At 68.4% G+C, this 21,343-nt stretch carries 20 protein-coding genes and 1 pseudogene; 7 read left to right on the forward strand and 14 right to left on the reverse strand.

Annotated features, from left to right (window positions below; all coding sequences use genetic code 11):
• Nucleotide 1: 1 nt before the first annotated feature.
• Nucleotides 2-1,159 (reverse strand): acyl-CoA dehydrogenase family protein, encoded by a 1,158-nt coding sequence (locus GO592_RS03030; protein WP_007296513.1) that lies wholly within the window; start codon nt 1,157-1,159, stop codon nt 2-4.
• A 331-nt stretch (nt 1,160-1,490) separates the two neighbouring features.
• On the opposite strand from GO592_RS03030, the gene GO592_RS03035 reads away from it, so the two are divergent.
• From GO592_RS03035 to GO592_RS03050, 4 genes and pseudogenes are all read left to right on the forward strand, one after another.
• Nucleotides 1,491-2,819: an MFS transporter gene (locus GO592_RS03035; RefSeq protein ID WP_007296512.1), complete on the forward strand. Its 1,329-nt coding sequence runs from the start codon at nt 1,491-1,493 to the stop codon at nt 2,817-2,819.
• 84 nt (nt 2,820-2,903) lie between these two features.
• The gene (locus tag GO592_RS03040; protein ID WP_007296511.1) at nt 2,904-4,037 is read left to right on the forward strand and encodes a thiolase family protein; all 1,134 of its coding nucleotides are present in this window, start codon (nt 2,904-2,906) and stop codon (nt 4,035-4,037) included.
• 34 nt (nt 4,038-4,071) lie between these two features.
• The gene (locus GO592_RS03045) at nt 4,072-4,836 is read left to right on the forward strand and encodes an SDR family NAD(P)-dependent oxidoreductase (protein ID WP_007296510.1); all 765 of its coding nucleotides are present in this window, start codon (nt 4,072-4,074) and stop codon (nt 4,834-4,836) included.
• Nucleotides 4,837-4,853: 17 nt separating this feature from the next.
• Nucleotides 4,854-6,453, forward strand: a pseudogene (locus tag GO592_RS03050) (class I adenylate-forming enzyme family protein).
• Between the two features lie 602 nt (nt 6,454-7,055).
• Here the strand turns inward: GO592_RS03050 and GO592_RS03055 are convergent.
• Nucleotides 7,056-7,880 (reverse strand): enoyl-CoA hydratase/isomerase family protein, encoded by an 825-nt coding sequence (locus GO592_RS03055; protein WP_007296509.1) that lies wholly within the window; start codon nt 7,878-7,880, stop codon nt 7,056-7,058.
• Between the two features lie 270 nt (nt 7,881-8,150).
• On the opposite strand from GO592_RS03055, the gene GO592_RS03060 reads away from it, so the two are divergent.
• Entirely contained in the window at nt 8,151-9,113 is a 963-nt protein-coding gene (locus GO592_RS03060; RefSeq protein ID WP_007296508.1) for an NAD(P)H-dependent flavin oxidoreductase, read from the forward strand.
• Here GO592_RS03060 and GO592_RS03065 read toward each other — a convergent pair.
• The 5 genes from GO592_RS03065 to GO592_RS03085 are packed head-to-tail and all read right to left on the reverse strand — an operon-like array spanning nt 9,095 to nt 14,300.
• Entirely contained in the window at nt 9,095-9,979 is an 885-nt protein-coding gene (locus GO592_RS03065) for a LysR family transcriptional regulator (protein WP_007296507.1), read from the reverse strand. The genes GO592_RS03060 and GO592_RS03065 overlap by 19 nt on opposite strands.
• A 12-nt stretch (nt 9,980-9,991) precedes the next feature.
• Nucleotides 9,992-10,870, reverse strand: a complete 879-nt coding sequence (locus GO592_RS03070; RefSeq protein WP_007296506.1) for a LysR family transcriptional regulator — start codon at nt 10,868-10,870, stop codon at nt 9,992-9,994.
• A gap of 47 nt (nt 10,871-10,917) precedes the next feature.
• Nucleotides 10,918-11,679 (reverse strand): crotonase/enoyl-CoA hydratase family protein, encoded by a 762-nt coding sequence (locus GO592_RS03075; protein ID WP_007296505.1) that lies wholly within the window; start codon nt 11,677-11,679, stop codon nt 10,918-10,920.
• A 12-nt stretch (nt 11,680-11,691) separates the two neighbouring features.
• Nucleotides 11,692-12,735, reverse strand: a complete 1,044-nt coding sequence (locus GO592_RS03080) for an MBL fold metallo-hydrolase (protein WP_007296504.1) — start codon at nt 12,733-12,735, stop codon at nt 11,692-11,694.
• Complete coding sequence (locus tag GO592_RS03085; RefSeq protein WP_039950794.1) at nt 12,732-14,300, reverse strand: long-chain-fatty-acid--CoA ligase; 1,569 nt, start codon at nt 14,298-14,300, stop codon at nt 12,732-12,734. Before GO592_RS03085 ends, GO592_RS03080 begins: the two co-directional genes overlap by 4 nt.
• Nucleotides 14,301-14,467: 167 nt before the next feature.
• Between GO592_RS03085 and GO592_RS03090 the strand changes: the two genes are divergently transcribed.
• Both GO592_RS03090 and GO592_RS03095 read left to right on the forward strand, forming a co-directional pair.
• Nucleotides 14,468-14,833 carry an ArsR/SmtB family transcription factor gene (locus GO592_RS03090; protein ID WP_005254240.1) on the forward strand — a complete coding sequence of 122 codons (366 nt, stop codon included), beginning with the start codon at nt 14,468-14,470 and terminating at the stop codon, nt 14,831-14,833.
• Complete coding sequence (locus GO592_RS03095) at nt 14,830-16,038, forward strand: CaiB/BaiF CoA transferase family protein (protein WP_007296502.1); 1,209 nt, start codon at nt 14,830-14,832, stop codon at nt 16,036-16,038. The genes GO592_RS03090 and GO592_RS03095 overlap by 4 nt, the downstream gene beginning before the upstream one ends.
• 54 nt (nt 16,039-16,092) lie before the next feature.
• Here the strand turns inward: GO592_RS03095 and GO592_RS03100 are convergent, their stop codons facing one another.
• From GO592_RS03100 to GO592_RS03130, 7 genes are all read right to left on the reverse strand, one after another.
• Nucleotides 16,093-16,521 carry a hypothetical protein gene (locus tag GO592_RS03100; RefSeq protein ID WP_005251571.1) on the reverse strand — a complete coding sequence of 143 codons (429 nt, stop codon included), beginning with the start codon at nt 16,519-16,521 and terminating at the stop codon, nt 16,093-16,095.
• A gap of 190 nt (nt 16,522-16,711) precedes the next feature.
• Nucleotides 16,712-17,314 carry a hypothetical protein gene (locus GO592_RS03105; protein WP_037203198.1) on the reverse strand — a complete coding sequence of 201 codons (603 nt, stop codon included), beginning with the start codon at nt 17,312-17,314 and terminating at the stop codon, nt 16,712-16,714.
• A 180-nt stretch (nt 17,315-17,494) separates the two neighbouring features.
• The gene (locus tag GO592_RS03110) at nt 17,495-18,565 is read right to left on the reverse strand and encodes a class I SAM-dependent methyltransferase (RefSeq protein ID WP_005254236.1); all 1,071 of its coding nucleotides are present in this window, start codon (nt 18,563-18,565) and stop codon (nt 17,495-17,497) included.
• A gap of 51 nt (nt 18,566-18,616) precedes the next feature.
• Nucleotides 18,617-19,411, reverse strand: coding sequence for an energy-coupling factor ABC transporter ATP-binding protein (locus GO592_RS03115; RefSeq protein WP_039950819.1), 795 nt, complete (start codon nt 19,409-19,411; stop codon nt 18,617-18,619).
• The gene (gene cbiQ, locus GO592_RS03120) at nt 19,408-20,172 is read right to left on the reverse strand and encodes a cobalt ECF transporter T component CbiQ (RefSeq protein ID WP_005254234.1); all 765 of its coding nucleotides are present in this window, start codon (nt 20,170-20,172) and stop codon (nt 19,408-19,410) included. The genes GO592_RS03115 and cbiQ overlap by 4 nt, the downstream gene beginning before the upstream one ends.
• Before the next feature lie 2 nt (nt 20,173-20,174).
• Entirely contained in the window at nt 20,175-20,537 is a 363-nt protein-coding gene (locus tag GO592_RS03125; RefSeq protein WP_007296499.1) for a PDGLE domain-containing protein, read from the reverse strand.
• Nucleotides 20,534-21,229, reverse strand: coding sequence for an energy-coupling factor ABC transporter permease (locus tag GO592_RS03130; protein WP_007296498.1), 696 nt, complete (start codon nt 21,227-21,229; stop codon nt 20,534-20,536). The genes GO592_RS03125 and GO592_RS03130 overlap by 4 nt, the downstream gene beginning before the upstream one ends.
• Nucleotides 21,230-21,343: the final 114 nt, after the last annotated feature.

Genomic DNA, 21,343 nt, shown 5'->3' on the forward strand with positions numbered 1-21,343 from the left:
GTCAGAGGCCGAGATCCTTCGCGATGATCGTCTTCATGACCTCGCTCGTGCCGCCGTAGATGCGGGAGACGCGGGTGTCCGCGTACAGCCGCGCGATGGGGTACTCGAGGATGTACCCGTACCCGCCGTGCAGTTGCAGGCACTTGTCGATGACCCGGCCCGCGGCCTCGGTGCAGAACAGCTTCGCCTTCGCGGCATCCGCGACCGTAAGTTCGCCGGCATCGTGCAGTTCGAGCGCGCGGTCGGCCATCAGCTGGATCGCCTCGACCTCGGTGGCGCACTCGGCGAGCACGAACTTGGTGTTCTGGAACGCCGCGACGGGTTTGCCGAACACCTTGCGCTCCTTGACGTACGCGATCGCGTGCTGCAGCGCGGCGGCCGCGGTGGCCGACCCGCCGAGCGCGATGGAGAGGCGTTCCTGGGCGAGGTTGTGGGTGAGGTAGCTGAAACCGGCCCCCTCGTCGCCGAGGCGGTCCGCCACGGGCACCTTCACGTCGGTGAACGACAGTTCGGCGGTGTCCGAGGCCTTCAGCCCGATCTTCTCGATCTTGCGACCCACCGCGAAACCCTCGGAGGTGGTGTCGACGACGAGGATGGTCAGACCCGCCCGGCGGTCCTCGGGGGTGCTGGGCGCGGTGCGGCACACCACGAGGATCCGGTCGGCGAGCGCGCCACCGGTGATGAACGTCTTCGCGCCGTTCAGGACGTAGTGCGACCCGTCCTCGGACAGCTTGGCCGACGTCGCGATGTTCGCAAGGTCCGAACCGGTGCCCGGCTCGGTCATCGCGATGGCGAACATGATGTCGCCGGACGCGAATCCGGGGAGCCACCGCTGCTTCTGCTCCTCGTTCGCGTACTCGAGCAGGTACGGCAGGATCAGGTTGGTGTGGACGGAATAGCTGCCGAACGTGACCCCGGCGGCCGCCGTCTCCTCACCGACCACCGCGGCGAACTTGAAACTCTTCTCACCGCCGCCGCCGAACTCCTCCGGCACCTGGATGCCGAGCACCCCGAGCTCCCCGAGACGACGGTAGAAGTCGCGCGGGGGATGCCCTTCGCCCTCCCACTCGTGGTGGACGGGTGCGACTTCCTTGGCGATGAAGTCGCGGATCGTCTTCCGGAACGCGTCGTGATCTTCGTTGAACACCGTACGCTGCACGGGTTTTCTCCTTCGAATTACAGTGCGTAACTGCCTGGTACGCCCTTGCCGATGATCATCTTCCGAACCTCGGACTGTTCGTCGGATCGAACGTCCGGGCGAGGCGGCTCATGGGATGAGAATGCCCGATTCGCCGGGGCCCGGCTAGGGGCGTTCGGCTATCGGTCGGATAGCGCACTCCAATGCACACCAGGCTCCTCGAATCCGCCGACTCATAGGCAGACGTAGCCGGTGCCTTCGCCGAGTGCGTATTGATCGCGGGCACCCCGGTACGTTCAATGAACCGTGACACTGTGACCCACGCCACCACGCCTTCCGAAGGGATCACCACGTGACCCGCTCCACTGCCATCCTCGACCGGACCGTCGCCATCGGTTCCGAGTCCCGCAGCCGCGCTTGGGGCCTGACCGGGCTCCTCGTGCTGCTCTACGTCGTCAACTACGCAGACAAGGCCGTCCTCGGCATCATCGCCCAACCCCTCGCCCACGAGCTGGGACTGAGCGCCTCGCAGATCGGGCTGGTGGGAAGCCTCTTCTTCCTGACCTTCACCGTCGGCGGGTTCTTCGCCGGCGCGCTGAACCGCTGGATGTCGCTGCGGTGGGCGCTGCTGCTGCTCGCGATCGCCTGGTCCGTCGCGATACTCCCGCTCGTGGTCGTCGCGTCTTTCGCGGTGCTGCTGGTCAGCCGCCTGCTGCTCGGGCTCGCCGAAGGTCCGAGTTCGGCTCTACTCCACACGGCGGCGTACTCGTGGCACGCACCCGCCAAACGCGGACTGCCGAGCGCCCTGCTCGCCGGTGCCGCGTCCATCGCCAAGATCGCCGTCGCGCCTGCTCTCGCATTCGTGACCGTCACGTTCGGGTGGCGCTACGCGCTGGTCGCGCTGGCGGTCATCGGGGTCCTGTGGTGTGTCGTGTGGCTGACCGTCTGGAGCGAGGGCCCGTACATTCGCAGCGGCAAGGGCGCCGATTCCGCGGCCTCCGGTGACGCGGGCGAACCGGCGGTGCCGTGGGGTCGCATCTTCCGGACCCGGACGTTCATCAGCGGTGCGCTTCTCGTCATGAGCGTGTACGCGCTGGTCGCCGTGGTTCTGACGTGGCTGCCCTCGTACTTCGAGGTGGGCCTCGGATACAGCCGCCTCCAGGCCGGCTCCATGTTCGCGTTCCCGAGCATCGCCGGGCTGATCCTGATGCTGCTCTCGTCCGTGATCGGCGACCGTCTGCTCGCACGCGGCTCGACGTCCCGCGTCGTCCGCGTCATCGTCCCCGCAGTCGGGGTGCTGATCTGCGGAGCGATCCTGCTGGCACTCCCGTCCATCACCGCACCCGCTGTCGCCGTCCTCGTCGTCTCCGTCGGCTACGGCTTCGCCGCGTCGGTGTTCCCGCTGCTCAACGCGGCGATCTCGGAGATCTGCCCGCCCCGTCAGACCGCGGGCACCCTGGGCGTCTTCCTTGCCGTCATGGCGATCGGCGGCCTCGTCGCCCCCTACGCGACGGGTCTGATCGTCGACGCGGCTGCCTCGCCCGCAGAGGGTTACGCCACCGCGTTCCAGTCGCTCGGCCTCGTCGCCGCCGTCTGCGCCGTCGGCGCCCTGGTCTTCGCGAACCCCGAGCGCGACAAGAAACTCGTCCGGGGCGACGCTGCGGACATAGGCACGAGCTAACCCTCTGATCGGCCGAAAGTCGTTGTGGTGACGACATCGCCCGTGATTGATTCGAGTGACCCCCTCAGATCGAAGGAACACATCATGCGCGATGCAGTGATCGTCGACGCCGTCCGCACGCCCATCGGGCGGCGTGGCGGTTCCCTGTCCGGAATCCACCCCGCAAATCTGTCGGCGCACGTCCTCGAGGCCCTCGTGGCGCGCACCGGTCTCTCCCCGGAGGAGATCGGCGACGTCGTCTGGGGCTGTGTCAGCCAGGTGGGGGAGCAGGCAGGCAACGTCGCCCGCACCGCCGTCCTCGCCGCCGGCTGGCCGGAGACGGTGCCGGGCACCACTCTCACCCGGGCCTGCGGATCGAGCCAGCAGGCCGTGAGCTTCGCCGCCGCCGCCGTCATCGCCGGCCACGAGGATGTCGTCGTCGCCGGTGGTGTGGAGTCCATGAGCCGGGTTCCCATGGGCAGCGCGAGCAAGAACGGTGAACACTTCCCGACGGCCGTCCTCGACCGGTACGGCGTCGACGGGTTCAGCCAGGGCACCGGCGCCGAGATGATGGCCGCGAAGTGGGGGCTCTCCCGCCAGGTGCTGGACGAGTACTCGCTGCGATCCCACGAGCTCGCTGCGCACGCCGCGGACCGGGGCGCATTCGACGGGCAACTCGCACCGCTCTCCGACGTCCTCGCCGGGGACGAAGGGATCCGCCGCGGCGGCACGCTCGAATCTCTCGGCAAGCTGAAGACCGTGTTCAAGGAGGACGGCGTGATCCACGCCGGCAACTCCTCGCAGATCTCCGACGGCGCCGGTGCACTGCTCGTCACGACGAGCGAGAAGGCTGCGCAACTCGGTCTGACCCCGATGGCCCGCATCCACACCTGCGCCGTCGCCGGCGACGACCCGGTGATCATGCTGACCGGACCCATCGCCGCGACGGAGAAGGCACTGTCCCGGTCCGGACTGAAGATCGACGACATCGGTGCATTCGAGGTGAACGAGGCCTTCGCCCCCGTCCCGCTGGCGTGGCAGGCGGAGACCGGCGCCGCGACGGACCGGCTGAACCCGCTCGGCGGCGCCATCGCAGTCGGTCACCCGCTCGGCGGGTCCGGCGCGATCCTCATGACCCGACTCGTCCACCACATGCGGGACAACGGCATTCGGTACGGACTGCAGACCATGTGCGAGGCGGGCGGCCTCGCCAACGCCACCATTCTCGAACTTCTCTGATCCGACAATACTTTTCGAAGGGAACACCCGCACGATGGAACTCGAGGGAATCTCGACCGCGGTCACCGGAGGCGCATCCGGTCTCGGACTCGCGACGGCACGCCGCCTCGTCGACGCAGGCGCTCAGGTCACGCTCATCGACCTCCCGAACTCCGACGGTGAGGCGGCGGCGAAGGAATTGGGCAGCGCCGCCCAGTTCGCTCCCGCCGACGTCACCGATTCCGAGCAGTTCGCGGCCGCCCTCGACGTCGCCGACGACCGCGGTGGCCTGCGCGGCATCGTGCACTGCGCCGGGGCCGGACGCCGGATGCGCATCCTCGACTCTGACGGCAAGGCAGGTTCCGTCGAGGACTTCGAGTTCGTGATCCGGCTCAACCTCGTCGGCTCGTTCAATGCCCTGCGCCTCGGAGCGGAACGGATCGCGCGGCAGGAGGAGATCGACGGCGAGCGCGGCGCGGTCGTGCTGACGGCGTCCGTCGCCGCATTCGAAGGCCAGATCGGCCAGATCAACTACACCGCATCGAAGGCCGGCATCGTGGGCATGACGGTCACCGCGGCCCGCGACCTCGCCAGCCGCAACATCCGGGTGTGCACCATCGCCCCGGGAATCATGGACACCCCGCTCCTCGCCCGGCTGCGCGACGATGTGCGCGCGTCGCTGGAGAAGTCGGTGCCGGGCCCGTCGCGTCTGGGCAAGCCCAGTGAGTTCGGGCAGCTCGCCTGCCAGATCCTCGAGAACGGCTACCTCAACGGCGAGACCATCCGCCTGGACGGTGCCATCCGCATGGCACCTCGCTGACGAGTAAGGGACCGAACGTGAATTCTGCTGCACCGGTACTGCATTACCCCGACGTGACGTTGGCGGCGTTCCCGTCCGGCATGGCGGACCTGTACGGAGACAAGGCCGCGGTGGTCGACGGCGACACGGTGTGCACCTACCGCGAACTCGACCAGCGGTCGGGCGCGTTCGCCGCCGCCCTGCGGGACGCGGGGGTGACCGAGCGTGACGTGGTGCTCCTGCATCTCGGCAACTGCATCGAATTCGTCGTGGCCTATTACGGCGCACTGCGGGCCGGCGCGACCGTCACCCTGGTCAACCCGCTGCAGCCCGGCCCCGGCCTGCGCTCGCAGATCGTCGACACGGCGGCGGTCGCCGCCGTCACCCAGCCCGCACAACTGGACACCCTCACCGAGGCGGCGAGCGGCACCACCGTCCGCACCATCGTGGTGGCCGGACTCCCCGCGGGTGTCGGTCGCGGTCAGTTCGGGTTCGAGGAGTTCGTCCGCGGGTACGCCACCGCACCGTTCACCCCGAAGGTGTCCGGGGACGACGTCGCCCACCTCGCCTACACGGGCGGCACCACCGGGTTGTCCAAAGGTGTCCGGGTGCTGCACCGCAACGTCCTCGCCAACGTGACCCAGATGATCGCCTGGCGTGCGGGTCACGAGGTGCGCGCCACCGCCGACGGCGGGATCGAACTGCGACCCGTCGAGAGTCTCGGGGACCGCGGTGTGGTGCCCGGCGTCGGAGCGACCGTCGTCGTGTCGCCGCTGTTCCACGCGCACGCGCTGATCAACATGTCGTTCCTCCTGCTGTGCGGGGCGACCCAGGTGTTCGCCGGACGGTTCGAGCCGGGCCGCATGCTGGAGTTGATCGAGACGCACCGCGCCACGTACATCACCGGCAGTCCGGCGATGTGGCATGCCGTCGCCACCCACCCCGACGCCGCCGTTCGCGACACCGACTCGGTGCGGGTCGTGTCGTCGGGTGCGGCGCCGATCGATCATGTGACCCTCGAGGCGCTGGGTCGGGCGTTCCCGTCGGCGAGCGTGGTCGAGGGGTACGGGCTGACCGAGGGCACCTGCCTGGTCGCCTCCGCACCGTTGACCGGCTCCGTCGCGTACAAGCTCGGCAGCGTGGGGCTGCCGGTGTTCGACACGGAGGTGCAGATTCGTGCCCAGGACGACTCCGGTGCCCTACTGGAGGCCGGCACCCGCGGCAAGCTGTGGGTCCGCGGCCCGCAGGTCACGGACGGCTACCTGAACCATCCGGAGATCACGGCGCAGCAGTACGTCGACGGCTGGCTCGACACCGGCGACATCGCCTACCTGGACGAGGACGGGTACCTGTTATCCGCGTGAGCTCGAGGAGATTCTGGTCTCGCACCCGGACGTGTCCTCGGCTGCCGTCGTCGGCAGGGAGGCCGGCAGCGTCGGGCAGGAGCCGGTGGCGTTCGTGGTGCCGATGCCGGACGTGACGATCGATCCGGATGCGGTGTCCGCGTTCGTCGCCGAGCGGGTGCTGCCGTACAAGAAGGTACGCGACGTCGTGGTGGTCGAGCAGCTGCCGACGTCGGCGGCCGGGAAGATCCTCAAGACGAAGCTGCGCGAGCAACTCGCCGCCGCGACGACCTAGCGTTTTCCTCCCGCTGGGTGGAACCAACTCTGTGGGGTGCTCGCGCGTGGTGGCAGCAGAGTCTCCTCGCACGCCACGATGCGGAGGTGCTCAACTGGTGGGTCGACGCCGACGAGTTCCTCACCACCCGCCGTCGCATCGTCTCCTGCTCGCCCGCGGACGTGGCGGCGCTGACCGATGTTCAAGGTGACCAGGCTCGTTCACCTCGTCGCCGACGCGGATGTCACAGCCGGTGCGGCGTTGGCCGGCCGGCTGCACGAGGTCGCTGCCCCCAGCGCTCGGCGCGTTCTCGTGACACCGACCCTGCCCGGCGGAATCAACGGGGGAGACGTGATCGCGCACCTCCACTTCGACGACGAATCCCACTGGCGCGCTGTCGAACCAGACATCACGGCACCGCTGTGCGCGCCCGAGATCCGGCACATCGACAGCGTCGGCTACACGGGCGCGCCCACTCCCGGCCCAGGTCATTTCGAACCGACCGTCTACCGGACGCTGTTCATCTCAGTGGACGCACATAGATCGGTGGTTCGGTCCCGAACGCGGGCCGCGGATCGTCACTCGGCTGTGCCGCAGCTTCTGTGTGATCGACGGCCCGACCATCACGGTTGCAGCACCTGCCACTCCCCGCTGAACGCAGGGGGACGCTTCTCGATGAATGCGCGTAGTGCGGCCGGAGCGTCGGTCGCAAAGTTGACCGCTTGCGAACGCGCCTCGTTCTCGAGTGCGTCCCGCAGCGACGACGTCGTGCCGTCCTCGATCAGTCGCGTCGACTGCATGACGGCTACCGTCGGTGCCGCCGCGAGGCGGGTCGCGAACCGGGCGACCGTGGCGTCCAATTCGTTCGGCTCGACGAGCTCGCTGATCAGTCCCAGCGCATCCGCCTGCTCGGCGTCGATCATCTCGGCGAGCATGACCAGACGTTTCGCGCGGTGCAGTCCCACCATGCGCGGCAGGAGCCACGAGCCGCCGAAATCCACCGACAGGCCGCGCTTGGCGAAGATCTGGCTGAACTGCGCGTCGCGCGAGGCGATGAGCAGGTCGCACAGCAGCGCCAGGTTCCAGCCGGCTCCCACGGCGTAGCCGCGAACCTTCGCGATCAGTGGCTTGGGGAACTCGGCGACTGCCAGTGCCGTCGCATTGATCTGACGCATGCGGTTCAGCGGGTGCATGGGTGTGCGCTTGTCGAGGTCTGCGCCGGTGCAGAAGTCGCTGCCTGCGCCGGTGAGGACCACGACGCGGGTGGCGTCGTCGAGGGCGAGTTCGCCGAGCGCCTCGCGCAACGCGATCCACGAGTCGAGGGTCATGGCGTTGCGCCGTGCGGGCCGGTTCAGGGTGATCGTCGCGACCGCGCCGTCCCGGCTGATCAGAACGTCGCGTTCGGCGGATTCGGCGCCCGTGTTCGAGGTGACGGTTTCGATGCTCATACGCGGCTCCAGACGTCGGCGCGGTTCTCGGCGCACGCCGGAGTGGTCGACGCCGTGCCGCCCAGCCAGTCGATCACCGGGGACGTTCCGCCGCAATGTCGTTCTGGGATACACCGGATGAGGTCAAACCTATGGTTACCGCCGAGCGTCATAGGTTCCGATTAACCGGACCATCAGCGATGTGTCTTTGTCCACGCCCGGACTGCGTGCTGAACTGGTCGGTACCTGAAAGTGCTTGCATCAGAGGACTCCCCCTCATCAGGAGAACCGATGTCTCTGCCCTCCGTGCTGTCCGATCGCCTGCGCCTGCCGGCTGTGGCCTCCCCGATGTTCATCGTCTCGGGTCCCGACCTGGTGATCGCCCAGTGCGCGTCGGGCATCGTCGGATCGTTCCCCTCCCTGAACGCCCGCCCGCAGCCCGTGTTGCGTGAATGGCTCACCCGCATCACCGAAGCCCTCGCCAAACACGACGCCAACAACCCCGAGACACCGTCCGCGCCGTACGCGGTCAACCTGATCGTCCACCAGAGCAACGACCGTCTCGACGAGGACCTCGCCACCATCGTCGAGTTCCAGGTCCCGATCGTCATCACGTCCCTCGGCGCCCGCGCCGACGTCAACGAGGCCATCCACAGCTACGGCGGCATCGTCCTCCACGACGTCATCAACAACACGTTCGCGAGAAAGGCGGTGGAGAAGGGCGCCGACGGCCTCATCGCCGTCGCGGCCGGCGCCGGCGGACACGCGGGCACCCTGTCGCCGTTCGCGTTGATCCAGGAGATCCGCGAATGGTTCGACGGGCCGGTCCTGTTGTCGGGCTCGATCGCCCACGGCCGCTCGGTCCTCGCCGCGCAGGCCGCAGGCGCCGACCTCGCCTACATCGGCTCCGCGTTCATCGCCACCGAAGAGGCCAACGCAGACCAGGGCTACAAGCAGATGATCGTCGACTCCACCGCGTCCGACATCGTCTACTCCAACCTGTTCACCGGCGTGCACGGCAACTACCTGCGCGGCAGCATCGAGGCCGCCGGCCTCGACCCGAACGACCTCGCCCACTCCGACCCGTCCGCCATGAGCTTCCGCGGCGGAACCGCCAAAACGAAGGCATGGCGCGACATCTGGGGGTCCGGACAGGGGATCGGCACCGTGCGCTCCGTGCAACCGACGGCGGAACTCGTCGACCGGCTCGTCTCCGAGTACGCCGCGGCAAAAAGCTACCTGCTCGCGCTGTAACCTTCCGCCCGCACGAGTTCGACGAACGCGTGCCCGACCGGGGAGAGCATGTCGGGATCGAATGCGATCCCGAAGGTGCGGGCGATCGTCGGCTCCGCGCGGCGGACCACCGCGCGGTCCTGGGCCGCCTCCGCGATCGACCGTTCCAGCAGGGTTCCACCGATTCCCGCGAGCACCAGGGGAAGTCGCGCCTCGCGGTGATCGGACAGCGCCGCGAGGGTCGGGCGTGCCCCGGCGTGACGGATCGATTCCTCGATCTCGTTGGCGACGGAGTGGCCGCGGGGGACGAAGACCATCGGGATGTCGGGGAGTGCGGCGAGCGGAACGGGACCTTCCGGCACGTCGGTGCCCGGCGGGTACACGAGCCAGTACTCCTGTTCGCCGAGTTCGACGACGTCCAGGCGGGCGTCGTCGAGCGGGAGGTGCGCCACCACGAATTCGCAGTGGCCGTCCTCGATCAGCGACCCGGCCTGTGCCTCGTCTTTCAATTCACCCAACCGGACCATCACCTTCGGGTGGGTCCGCCGGAATTCGGTGACGAGGTCGACGAGGGGCCCGATCGCCAACGCCGGAAACGCCATGATGTCCAGTCGGCCGGCGAGTGCCCCGTCGGAGGTGGCGAGGAGGTCCTCGACGGCGGTGACGTCGCGCAGGATCTGCCTGCTCGGCCCGACCATGCTGCGCCCCGCGGCGCTGAGCACCATGCCCCGGCCGATGCGGTGGAACAGTTGCACACCCAGTTCCCGCTCGAGCCCGCGCAGCGCCTGCGAGATGGTGGGCTGTGCGACGCCGAGCGACGCGGCGGCCCCGTTGATGCCTTCGTGTTCCACGACGGCGAGAAAGTACTCGACCTGGCGCAACTCCATGTGCTCAGTTCCTCACTCGGGTGCCGGTGTTCGGGTGGACTGCGCGATCGCGACGAACGCCGAGGCCGCGGGTGATCCCGGCCCGGACCGCTGCACGAGGCCGACGGGGCGGGTCAGCTTCGGCGTCATCGACCGGATCGAGACCCCGCGCAACTGTTCCTCGGCGACGAGGCGGGGGAGGACGGTGGCCCCCGCGCCGCGCATCACCAGCTCCCACGTGGCGCCCGGATGCGTGCAGTCGATGACGATGTTCGCGGGCTCGCCGACGAGATCAGAGATCAGCGCGGCGTCGCTCTTGTCCCCGAGATCCTGAACGAGCGGAATGTCGCGGACGGCCGAGCGGGGCACCGGATCGGGAAGGGTCTCGGCGAGGGCGCCGGGCAGGGCGAGTACCAGCTCCTGGTCGCCGATGGGGACCGAGCGCAGCGCACTGTGGTCGACGGACAGGTCGATCACCCCGAGCTCGGCCTCGCCGCGGCGCAAGGCGCCGAGGACGCCGGTGGGGCCGTCGGCGTCGATGACGCGGACCGTCACTCGGGGATACTGCTCACGGAACCGGCGCACCAGGTCGACGATCGGATCGATCGAGAACGCCGCGTAGGTGACGACGTCGACGCGGCCGGACACGAGTTCGCGCACGGCGGCGACCTTGGCCTTGGCCCGCTCGACGTCGGCGAGGATGCGCCGGGCGGCGACGTCGAGGGTGCGGCCGTCCTCGGTCAGCTCGAGACGCCGCCCGGTGCGGTCGAACAGGGTGACACCGAGGCGGCGTTCGAGTGTGCGAATCGCCTGCGAAAGCGACGGTTGCGAGATGTAGAGGGACTGTGCGGCCCTGGTGATCCCGCCGTGATCGACTACCGCGACGAAGTAGGTGACGAGATGCAGGTCCACGCGGTCATCGTACGGAAGCCGTGATGCGGGCTGCGCCGATCATGCGGCTAGCGGCCACGCCACACCGGCGGGCGCTTCTCCGCGAAGGCGCGCGCACCCTCCTGGGCGTCCTCGGAAGCGAACACCGGATCGAGAAAGCGGCGTTGCCCTATGAACGAGTCGGGATCGGTGTAGTTGGCGGACATCGCGACGACCTGCTTGGTGGCGCGCACCGCGAGGGGACCGTTGGCGGCGACCCGTGACGCCAGTTCGCGGGCCGTGTCGAGGGCCTGCCCGGGCTCGGTGAGCCGGTTGACCAGTCCGTGCGCGTGCGCCACCTCGGCGGTGAGGGGATCGCCGGTGATCGCCATCTCCATCGCGATCGGGTACGGCAGCACCTTCGGCAGTCGCAGCAGACCGCCTGCGGCGGCGGCGAGCCCGCGCTTGACCTCGGGGATGCCGAACTTGGCGTCGCGGGCGGCCACGATCAGATCGGCCGACAGCGCCAATTCGCAGCCGCCGGCCAGCGCCCAGCCCTCCACCGCGGCGATCAGCGGCTTGGTCGGCGGGGCCTCCGTGATGCCGCCGAAGCCACGGCCGGGTAGCGACGGCCGCTCCCCGCGGGTGAACGCCTTCAGATCCATGCCCGCGCAGAACGTTCCCCCGGCACCGGTCAGGATCACGATCGTCAGGTCAGGCCGCGCCTCGAACTCGTCGATCGCGGCGGCAAGCGCCTCGGCGACCTCGAGGTCGACGGCGTTCTTCGCCTCCGGCCGGTTCAGGGTGATGACGGCGACGCCGTCGGAGAATTCGGTGAGAACCACGCTCATGGGGTGTGTTCCTTACGGTGTCGGGGTCCAGCGTTCGGGGTGCCCGCCGAGTGAGCGGATGCTCCCGCGCTCGGCCAGAACGAGCAGGTGGGCATGGGTTTCGCGGACCGCGAGGCGGAGCAGGCGGTCGGACATGGATTCGAACGGCCGCGACCACGAGATGTGGTGCGAGATCTCCCACGCCGTCGATTCGGGGTGTACGCCCAGAGTCTGGACGATCTCGGCGAAGCGTTCCTCGTGATGACCCATCAGTTGCCGGGCACGGTCGGCGATCCCCCGGAAGCGGTACTCGTGGGCCGGCAGCACCTCGCCGTCGGGCATGGAGGTGGTGGCGTGCAGCGATAGCAGGTAACGGTGCAGTGGGTTCTCCAGCTCGCCGGGGACCGTCGAGATGTTGGGACTGATGCGGGGCAACATGTGGTCGCCGCTGAACATCAGTCCATGGGTGTCGTCGACGAAGGTCAGATGACCGGGAGTGTGCCCCGGGGTCCAGACCGCCCGCAGATCCCAGCCGGGCAGGTCCAGGGGAGTCCCGTCACCGAGTACGACGTCCATGGATTCGCCTGCCCCCAGCCGAACGAGGTCGACGCGGGCGGCCGCGAGGATGTCGGTGGGCGCCCCGAGTTGGGCGAGCTGGGTGTTCCACAGTTGTTCGTCGGCGGTGGTGTCCTCCGGCGAATGGTGGCCGAGCAGTGCGGCATCCGCGCTGTGCATCGCGAGCGCGGCCCCGCTGACCTCCCGCAGCCGGGGCGCAAGACCGAAGTGGTCGGGATGCAGGTGGGTGACGGCGGCGTACCGGACGTCGGTGACGTGGTGCCCGGTCTCGGTGATGCCGTCGACGAGGGCTCGCCACGACTCCTCGGAATCCCAGCCCACATCGATCAGGGCGAGGCCGTCGGGCAGCGCGAGTGCGTAGATCAGGACGTAGCGCAACGGGTTTCGCGGCATCGGCACCGGGATCGACCACAATCCGGGGCGTACCTGCTCGACCGGCGGCAGGACGCCGAGGGCCCACGCCTCGCGCTGGACGGTACCGACGTCTTCGGTGACGATCACGACGGCACCTCCGTGGCGCGGAGCCCCTCGCGCAGGGTGCGTTTGAGGATCTTGCCGCTCGCTCCTCGCGGAAGTTCGGCGACGTAGACGATCTCCCGCGGCTTCTTGTACGACGCGAGCCGGGCGGCGGTGAACGCGATCAGGTCCTGCTCGTCCGGTTGGTTCGACGGATCGACGAGCCGGACGACCGCCGTCACGGACTCACCCCACGTCCGGTGCGGCACGCCGACCACCGCCACCTCGGCCACCGCCGGATGCTCGGCGAGCACCGATTCGACCTCGATCGGGTACACGTTCTCGCCTCCCGTGATGATCATGTCCTTCACCCGGTCGGTGACGAACAGGTAGCCCTCCCCGTCGATGTGCCCGGCGTCGCCGGTGCGCAGGAAACCGTCGGGGGTGAGCAGTTGCGCGGTCTCGTCCGGCCGCCGCCAGTAGCCCGCGACGTTGTTGCGTGAGCGGCACACGATCTCCCCGGACACGCCCACCGGAAGCCGGGCGCCGGTCACCACGTCCCGGATCTCGACCTCGACACCGGGCATGGGCTTGCCGGCGGAACGCAGCAGGTGCGCACGGAGTCCGGACGGGTCATGGTCCTCTACAGCGAGGGCGGTGACCGAGCCTGTCGTCTCGGTCATGCCGTAGCGCTGCACGAATCCACAGCCGAGGCGATCGACCGCCCGCCGGAGCAGAGTGGTGGTGATCGGCGCCGAACCGTAGGCGACCAGTTCGAGGCTCGACACGTCGTAGCGGTCGAGGTCGGGCACGTCGAGGAGCATCTGAATGGTCGACGGAACCAGGAAGGCGTGGGTGATCCGATGCCGTTCGACGAGTTCGGCGACCCGCCGGGCGTCGAACGCGCCGAGCAGCACCACGTGGACGCCCGCCGACAGACACGTGCTCAACCAGCCGGCACCCGCGATGTGGAACAGCGGCATGGCGTCGAGCGCCACCGAGCCGGGCTTCCAGCGGTAGATCAGCAGGCCCTCCGGCTCGTTGTGCAGGTTGCGATGCGTCGCCACCACGCCCTTCGGGAAACCCGTCGTGCCCGATGTGTAGAGCTGCAGCACCTCGGCGTCGGGGTCGTCCCCGAGACCCGGATCGGTGGCGGTGCCCGATGTGACCAGCCGGTCCCACGTCCAGGAGCCGCGCGGAAGAACGTCGCTGTCGGCCGCGTCGACGACCACCACGACCACACTCGGGAGCGCGCCGCGAACGGCGTCCGCGGCGGCAGCGAATTCGGATTCGACGATCAGCACCTGGAGTTCGGCATCGACCGCGATCGCGGCGGCCTCGGCCGCCGGGAGTCGCCAGTTGAGCGGGACGAACACCAGCCCCGACTTGGCGGCGGCCACGAACGCCTCGACACCCTCGGTGCGCATCCGGAGCAGTGCCCCGACCCGGCCGCCGTCGGAGGTCAACGCCGACAGCGCGGTTGCGATCCGATTGGTCCGCCAGTCGAGCTCCGCGTACGTCAGCGTGGTGTCACCACACGTCACTGCCGGTGCTCCGGGCCGCTCTGCGGCATGGTGCCGCACACGCTGGGGTAGATGCAGACCGCTCACATCACGCTCCTCGATGACTCGTCGACGCCGCCGGGAACCGGGTGACGCGTGCTGCCAGTCGACCACCCGCGTGAGTGCGGAGACAAAGTCACAGAGCCGAACGGACAGTGAGGAATCGCCTATGGATGCCCGGCCGAGCGGCCTCGCGGCGTTTGTAGACTGGCGTGATGGCCGCCACCCCCGCCCTGAACCCCGAGGATGTTCAGCGTGCTGCGGCGGCACTGCACACCCCCGACATCGACGGCTGGGCCAACCGGTTCGAACTGCTGTCGGACGGCAACCGCCTCCGACTGCTGCTGTGTCTGCACCACGCCCCCGACATCTGCGTCGGCGACCTGGCCGCGGCACTCGACATGACCGGCACCGCCGTTTCGCACGCTCTGCGACTGCTCCGCAACCAGGGGTGGGTGTCGGCGACGCGGGACGGTCGCTCGATGCGGTACCGGCTCACCGACGACACCGTACACGAACTGCTGCACACGATCGGGGCCACGCACTACCACAATCACACGGGGGCCGAAGAGAAAAGGTGAATCCCGACATGGAGAACGACCCCGGACTGCTGCCGCTCGACGGCATCACCGTCGTGGCACTCGAGCAGGCCGTGGCCGCTCCGCTCGCCACCCGCCATCTCGCGGACATGGGCGCGCGGGTTATCAAGATCGAGCGCGTCGGCGAGGGTGACTTCGCCCGCAACTACGACGACGCGGTGTTCGGGCAGGCGTCGCATTTCGTGTGGCTGAATCGGTCGAAGGAGTCGCTCGGCGTCGACCTGAAGTCCGAGGTGGGCCGGGACACCGTCGCGAAGCTGATCGCGAAGGCCGACGTCTTCATCCAGAATCTCGCCCCCGATGCCGCCGACCGGCTGGGATTCGGCGCCGACGAGTTGCGCGCCGAGCACGAGGAACTGATCGTCGTGAACATGTCCGGCTACGGGTCGGCGGGGCCGCGGCGCGAACGCAAGGCGTACGACATGCTGGTCCAGGCCGAAACGGGGATGATCTCGGTGACCGGCACCCCCGACACCGCGACCAAGACGGGTGTCCCGGTGTCCGACATCGCGGCGGGAATGTATGCGATGACGTCCGTCCTCGCCGCCCTGTTCCGGCGGTCACGCACCGGAGTGGGGGCGCGGATCGACGTGTCGATGTTCGACGCGACCGCGGAGTGGCTGGGCCACCCGATGTACATGAAGATGTACGCCGACAAGCAGATCCCGCGCGTCGGGCTCGGTCATGCGGCGATCGTCCCGTACGACTCGTACCCGACCCTCGACGGACAGATCCTCATCGGTGTCCAGAACGATCGCGGGTGGCGGCAACTGGTGACCGACGTGTTCAAGCGACCAGAACTCGCCGACCATCCCCGGTTCGCGACCAATATGCTGCGTGTGCAGCACCGCGCCGAGGTGGACGCCCTCGTCGCCGAGGAGACTCAACGGTTCACGAGCGCGGCTCTCGACCAGGTGCTCGCGGACTCCGGGATTCCGGCGGCAGAGCTCAACGACATGGGCGGGTTGATCGACCATCCGCAGCTGGATCAGCGCGACCGCTGGCGTGACATCGGAACCGAGGCCGGGCCGATCAGGGCGATGCTGCCCCCGATGACGTTTTCCGACGTGGAGATGCGGATGGGTGACGTGCCCGCGCTCGGCGCGCACACCGATCGGATCCTCGGTGAACTGGGCTGGTCGGCGGAAGATATCGCGACGATGCGCGACCAGGGCGTCGTCGGCTGACGACGCGCCGCAGCCCCGGCCCGAGTGAGGCCGGGGCTGCAGCTCGCTCTTCGCTCAGGGTGTGGCGAAGAACTGCTCTACGGCCGGCTGTGCGTTGGGATTACCCACACCGATGCCGATGACGGCGCCGGCGATGGTGCCGACCACTGCGCCGACGATGCAGCCGGCGATGAAGTTGGGGAAGATCGACACGCACCCGATGGCCATGCCCACGTTGGAACCGATCGCCATGCCCTGCAGGCCCGCGTTGTTCCAACCGGTATTGATCTCGTTGGTCATCTTGTCGAAGGCGTCCTGTTTCACTTCGTTCTCCGGGAAGAACTGTTCGGCCACCTGGCTGCTGCCGCCGTCGGCCGCCGGAGTCATCAGCGGCTGTGACCAGTCGATTCCCTGAGGTGCGGGATCGGCATACGCAGTGCCCGCCCCGACGGCCATCGCGGAGACGACGAATATGGACAATGCCAGAGTTTTCAAGAGTTTCATGGAAATTCCCACCGTGTCGTAGGACGAACACGGCCCCCACCTGAGTGCACCGAACATCGTTGTGCGTGGACCATATTCGCTGGAAAACCGGAACGGCTACATGCATATGTGGGTGCGCGGTGATGCTCCCCGTGTGCGAACTAACCCATAGCCCTCCCGAAATCGTCTTCGGAGTCGGACGGAAGCCCCGCTACGGGGTTCCGAGGAATTCGTAAACCGCTGGTGGCGCAGCGGGGTTCGCGTTGCTGATACCGGTGACGGCGCCGATCGCTGCGCCTACCGCGGCACCGGGGAGGCACCCGCCGAGGATGAGGAAGATGCACCCGACGACGAATCCGATGCCTGCGCCGATCGCGGTCGCGGTCCCGCCGCCGTTGTTCCAACCGATCTGCAGCTGCTCGACCATGTTGTTGTACGCCGAATCCCTGTCGACCGGGGTGAGGGCGAGGGTTCCCGCGACAGGGGTCGTCGTGGGTGTCAGGTTCAGGAACCGGCCGGCGTCGGTGATGAGCGGATCGATCGCGAACTGCACACCGGCGATCGAATAGCGCAGGGGGATCGTGCCCACCGGGGTGCCCGAATCGTTGACGATGTCGACGGCGGCGGCCGTCCGCGACAGGGTGAAGTGCCCGGCGTCGAGTGCCGTACCGACCGATCGGCCGTCGGCGCTCAGGCTGGTGTGCGAGATGACGGCCTGGTCGGCGGGAGTGGGGGCGGCATACGCGGTACCCATTCCGACACACAGGGTGGCGATCAGCAGCGCTGCCGGTGCTGTCACTCTATGCAGTTTCATGGTGTTTCCCATGCGTGGTAGCGGATGACAAACGACAAATCTGGTTCGACCTGGCGCTTCACTTGCCCCGACCGGCGAAAGCGTCCGTAACCTGCCTACTGCAGACATCTTCCCCCTTCGGATGCCTCAGTTTTCGGCCTTTCCGCAAAATACGTGCGTATCGGGGTGGCGGTGCAGGGATTACACCGTGAGCCGGTAGAACCGGAAGAACCCGAAATCCTCGATGGGAAGGATGTCCATGGTGCCGAAACCGGCCGCCTCGGCGTAGCTGCGCAATGTGCTCGGGCGCATGACCGTTCCGGTGCCCGCGCTGGGTGTGTGGTTCATGCCGTCGGGAAGACACACGGTGAGGCTGAATCCGTACATCAGCCGCTCGACGTCGCTTCCCGGCGCGGAGAACTCGTCGTCCACCGCCTCGTCCATCACGATCATCGCGCCACCGGGAACCAGGGCCTTCCGAACCGCGGACAGTACATCGACGGGCGCCGGCATGTCGTGGATGCATTCGAACGCGAACGCCGCGGTATAGGTGCTTTCGGGAATTCCCGCCGCATCCGATTCGGTGATCGTGATCCGATCGGCGACATCCGGCCGCTCGAGCACGTTGGACCTCGCGAGTTCGACGGTCGCGGTGTCGATGTCGTAGCCGTGGAGTCTGGCGTCCGGGTAGGCGCGCGCGAGTGCGATCGTGGACCACGCGCCGCCGCATCCGATGTCGGCGATGGCGGCGCCGGGCGTCCGCAGCAATGCGTCGACCTCGGGAACCGATGCCAGCGCACCGGGAAGAACCTGCTCGTACCACGGCCGATTCATGTCGGCCTGCGACTCACGGGCATCCGTGCCGTACTGCGCCCATCCCACACCGCCGCCCGTGCGGTACGCCTCCAGTAACGCGGGCATCTGCGTGGTCGCGGCGACGAAGATCCGCGCCAGCGGTGCAAGATAGTTGAGACTCTGCTCGTCGGTGAGCACTTCGGCGGCGCCGGCCGGAAGCGTGAACGTCCGCGGCTCCGAGTCGTCGACCGTGAGAAGTCCCGACACGGCCTGCTGTTCGAGCCACTCCCGCGCGTACCGCGGGTGGGTGGAGGTGCGTTCCGCCAGTTGGTCCGCGGTTGCCGGACCTTCCGACGCGAGACTGCGGTACCAGCCGAGCCGGTCACCCAGATGGACGGCGAGGAGGTCGATCGCCCCGAGCGATGCGTCGAAAATGCGCTGGGACACGGCCCCGGCGTCGGCTTCGGGTATGGACATCGCGGACCTCCGGTAGGAGTGCGGGGCGAAGCTTCGTCTCCCCATCGTGAGCTACCCGATCGGCGGTGTCACGGATCGTTCGCCGGGCGAATGAGGGTCGGTCGTAGGAAGCCGGAAGCCCCAGGGCAACTCGAGGCGATGCTCGGCGAGCAGCGCGGGGTCGCCGAGCAGTTCCAGGATCGGACCGTCGGCCACCAGGTGTCCCTCGTCGAGGATCACGGCGCGCGTGCACAACTGGGCGGCGTACGGCAGGTCGTGCGTGACGAGCAGGTGCGTGGTGTCGATATCCAGGAGGACGTCGGCCAGTTCGCGTCGGGCGACGGGGTCGAGATTGCTCGACGGCTCGTCCAGCACGAGGACGTCCGGGGCACACGCGAGGACCGTCGCCAGCGCGACGCGGCGGCGCTGCCCCACCGACAGGTGTGCGGGATTGCGATCGGAATGTGCCGTCATGTCCACGGCCGCCAGCGCGTCGTGCACCCGCTCGTCGAGCGCGGTCCCGGTGACCCCGAAATTGACCGGACCGAACGCGACGTCCTGTGCGACGGTGGGCATGAACAACTGGTCGTCGGGGTCCTGGAACACGATGCCGACGCGGCGCCGGACCTCCCGCACCGTGTCCCGGGACGCCCCCCGCGACAGCTCCAGCCCGCCCACGGTGACGCTGCCCTCGGTGGCCGTCAGAATGCCGTTGAGGTGCAACATCAGTGTGGTCTTCCCGGCCCCGTTCGGGCCGAGAACGGCCACCCTCTCACCGGGTTGCACCGTGAGATCGATCCGGTGCAGCGCGGCCCTGCCGTCCGGATACGCGAACGAGACGCCCTCGAGATGCACGGCCGCGGTCATCGGAGCACCCACGCCGTGACACAGATCCCCACCGCGCACACGGCGGGCACGAGCCCCGCCCGCCACAGTGCAGCGGTCGCAGGCGGCGCCCCGACAGTGGGAACCGAACCGGTGAATCCCCGCGACAGCATGGCCAGGTGGACGCGCTCGCCGCGCTCGTAGGAACGCACGAACAATCCGCCGACGCCACGGGCGGTGGCACCGATCTGCCGGAACGTCCGCGGGTCGTCGCCGCGGGAGAGCCGGGCGGTGCGCATCCGCTCGACCTCGGCGGTGAGCAGATCGAGGTAGCGCAGCATCAGCACGACGATCGTGGTGAGCATCGCGGGCACGCGCAGCCGCGCCAAACCCAACGGCAGGTCCCGGGCCGGCGTCGTCGCGGCGAGTGTCAGCGAGACCAGGACGCCGAGAGTGCCCTTCACGAGAATGCCCCAGGCCGCGTAGAGGCCCGCGACCGACAGCGACAGTCCGAGGACGGTGACGCGTGCGCCGCCCTCGGCGAACGGCAGGAGAAGTGCGAGCGTCACGAACGGCAATTCGATCAGCATCCGCGGTCCGATCCAGTTGAGCGGAATGCCGGCGATCCGCCAGATCACGAGCAGGATGGCCAGATACCCGGCGAACGCCCAGAACGCCTCGCGTGGTGTCGCGACCACCGCGAAGACGAAGACGACGGCGCAGACGATCTCGACCTCGGCCGGCAGCCGGTGCAAGGGTGACGTGCCGTCGAGGTAGAGCGGATGGGCGTGACCGGCTCCCACGGTCAGGGGCTCGTTCGGTTCCGCCGCGCGCGGGCGAGCAGCCAGAACAGGCCACCCGCGACGACGAACGTCGCGGTGGCGCCGATCACGCCCGCGACACCCGTGAGATGCGACCGGCCGCCCACCGTGTAGTCGGCGAGCGGCGAGTCCGACAACGGATGAGCGGACGCGTTCTGGGCGATGCAGTCACCCACGAGCGTCTCCCCGGCATCGGTTTCCACGGTTTCGCACCCGCGAGTGGTCGCGGCATCCAGACCGTCCGGACTCGAGCTGGCGAGATAGGAGACCGCGCCGGCGACGAGCAGCGCCACCAGCGCGAAACCGAGGAGGAATCGGCACAGCGAGACCGGCGACGACGTGCTCATGGCCGCACCTCGACTCGTCGGGGTGCCGTCCGCAGCAGGTACACGAGGTCGGGGCGCGCCTTCGCGACGGCCGTCACCGTGACGGCGGTGATGAGGCCTTCACCGATGCCGATCAGCACGTGCGCCCCGAGCATGTACGCCGCCACCGCGCCCGGTGAAGTCGAATCTCCGGACGTCGCATGACCGCCGATCGCGTACGCGAGGACGAAGCCCATCGACGCCGCCACCGTTCCGCACAGTGCCGCGGCGAACGCGAGCCCGCCGAGGACGCGGAGGCGCAGTCGCTGCTGTCGCACTACGAGCGGACGCAGGGCCACCGCGACGCCGTAGCCGACGACCACCCCGATGATCGCCATGTTGGTGATGTTCGCTCCCAGCGCTGTCAGCCCACCGTCGGCGAACAGCAGGGCCTGCACGATCAGCACGATCGAGACGCAGAGCATCCCGGTGTAGGGGCCGACGAGGATGGCGGCGAGCGCACCACCGAGGAGGTGTCCGCTCACGCCGGGAAGGATCGGGAAGTTGACCATCTGGACGGCGAAGATGAAGGCCGCCACGAGACCGGCCATCGGTGCGGTGCGTTCGTCGAGTTCCGAGCGCGCGCGCCACGCGGCGATCGACAGTCCCGCCACCGCGACGACGACGAACAGCAGTGAGGTCGGCGCATTGATCAGGCCGTCGCTCATGTGCATTGCCACAGGTTCCACGGCGTCTCCTCCGGCCGGCAGCTGATCCTTCGAAGTCTAGTTTCTCGTATGAACACTTGAACAGGTGTTCATGGGTACGGGAAACGCGTGTGGGGTCTC

The organism is Rhodococcus sp. 21391, from assembly GCF_016772255.1.
Taxonomy (GTDB): domain Bacteria; phylum Actinomycetota; class Actinomycetes; order Mycobacteriales; family Mycobacteriaceae; genus Rhodococcus_F; species Rhodococcus_F opacus.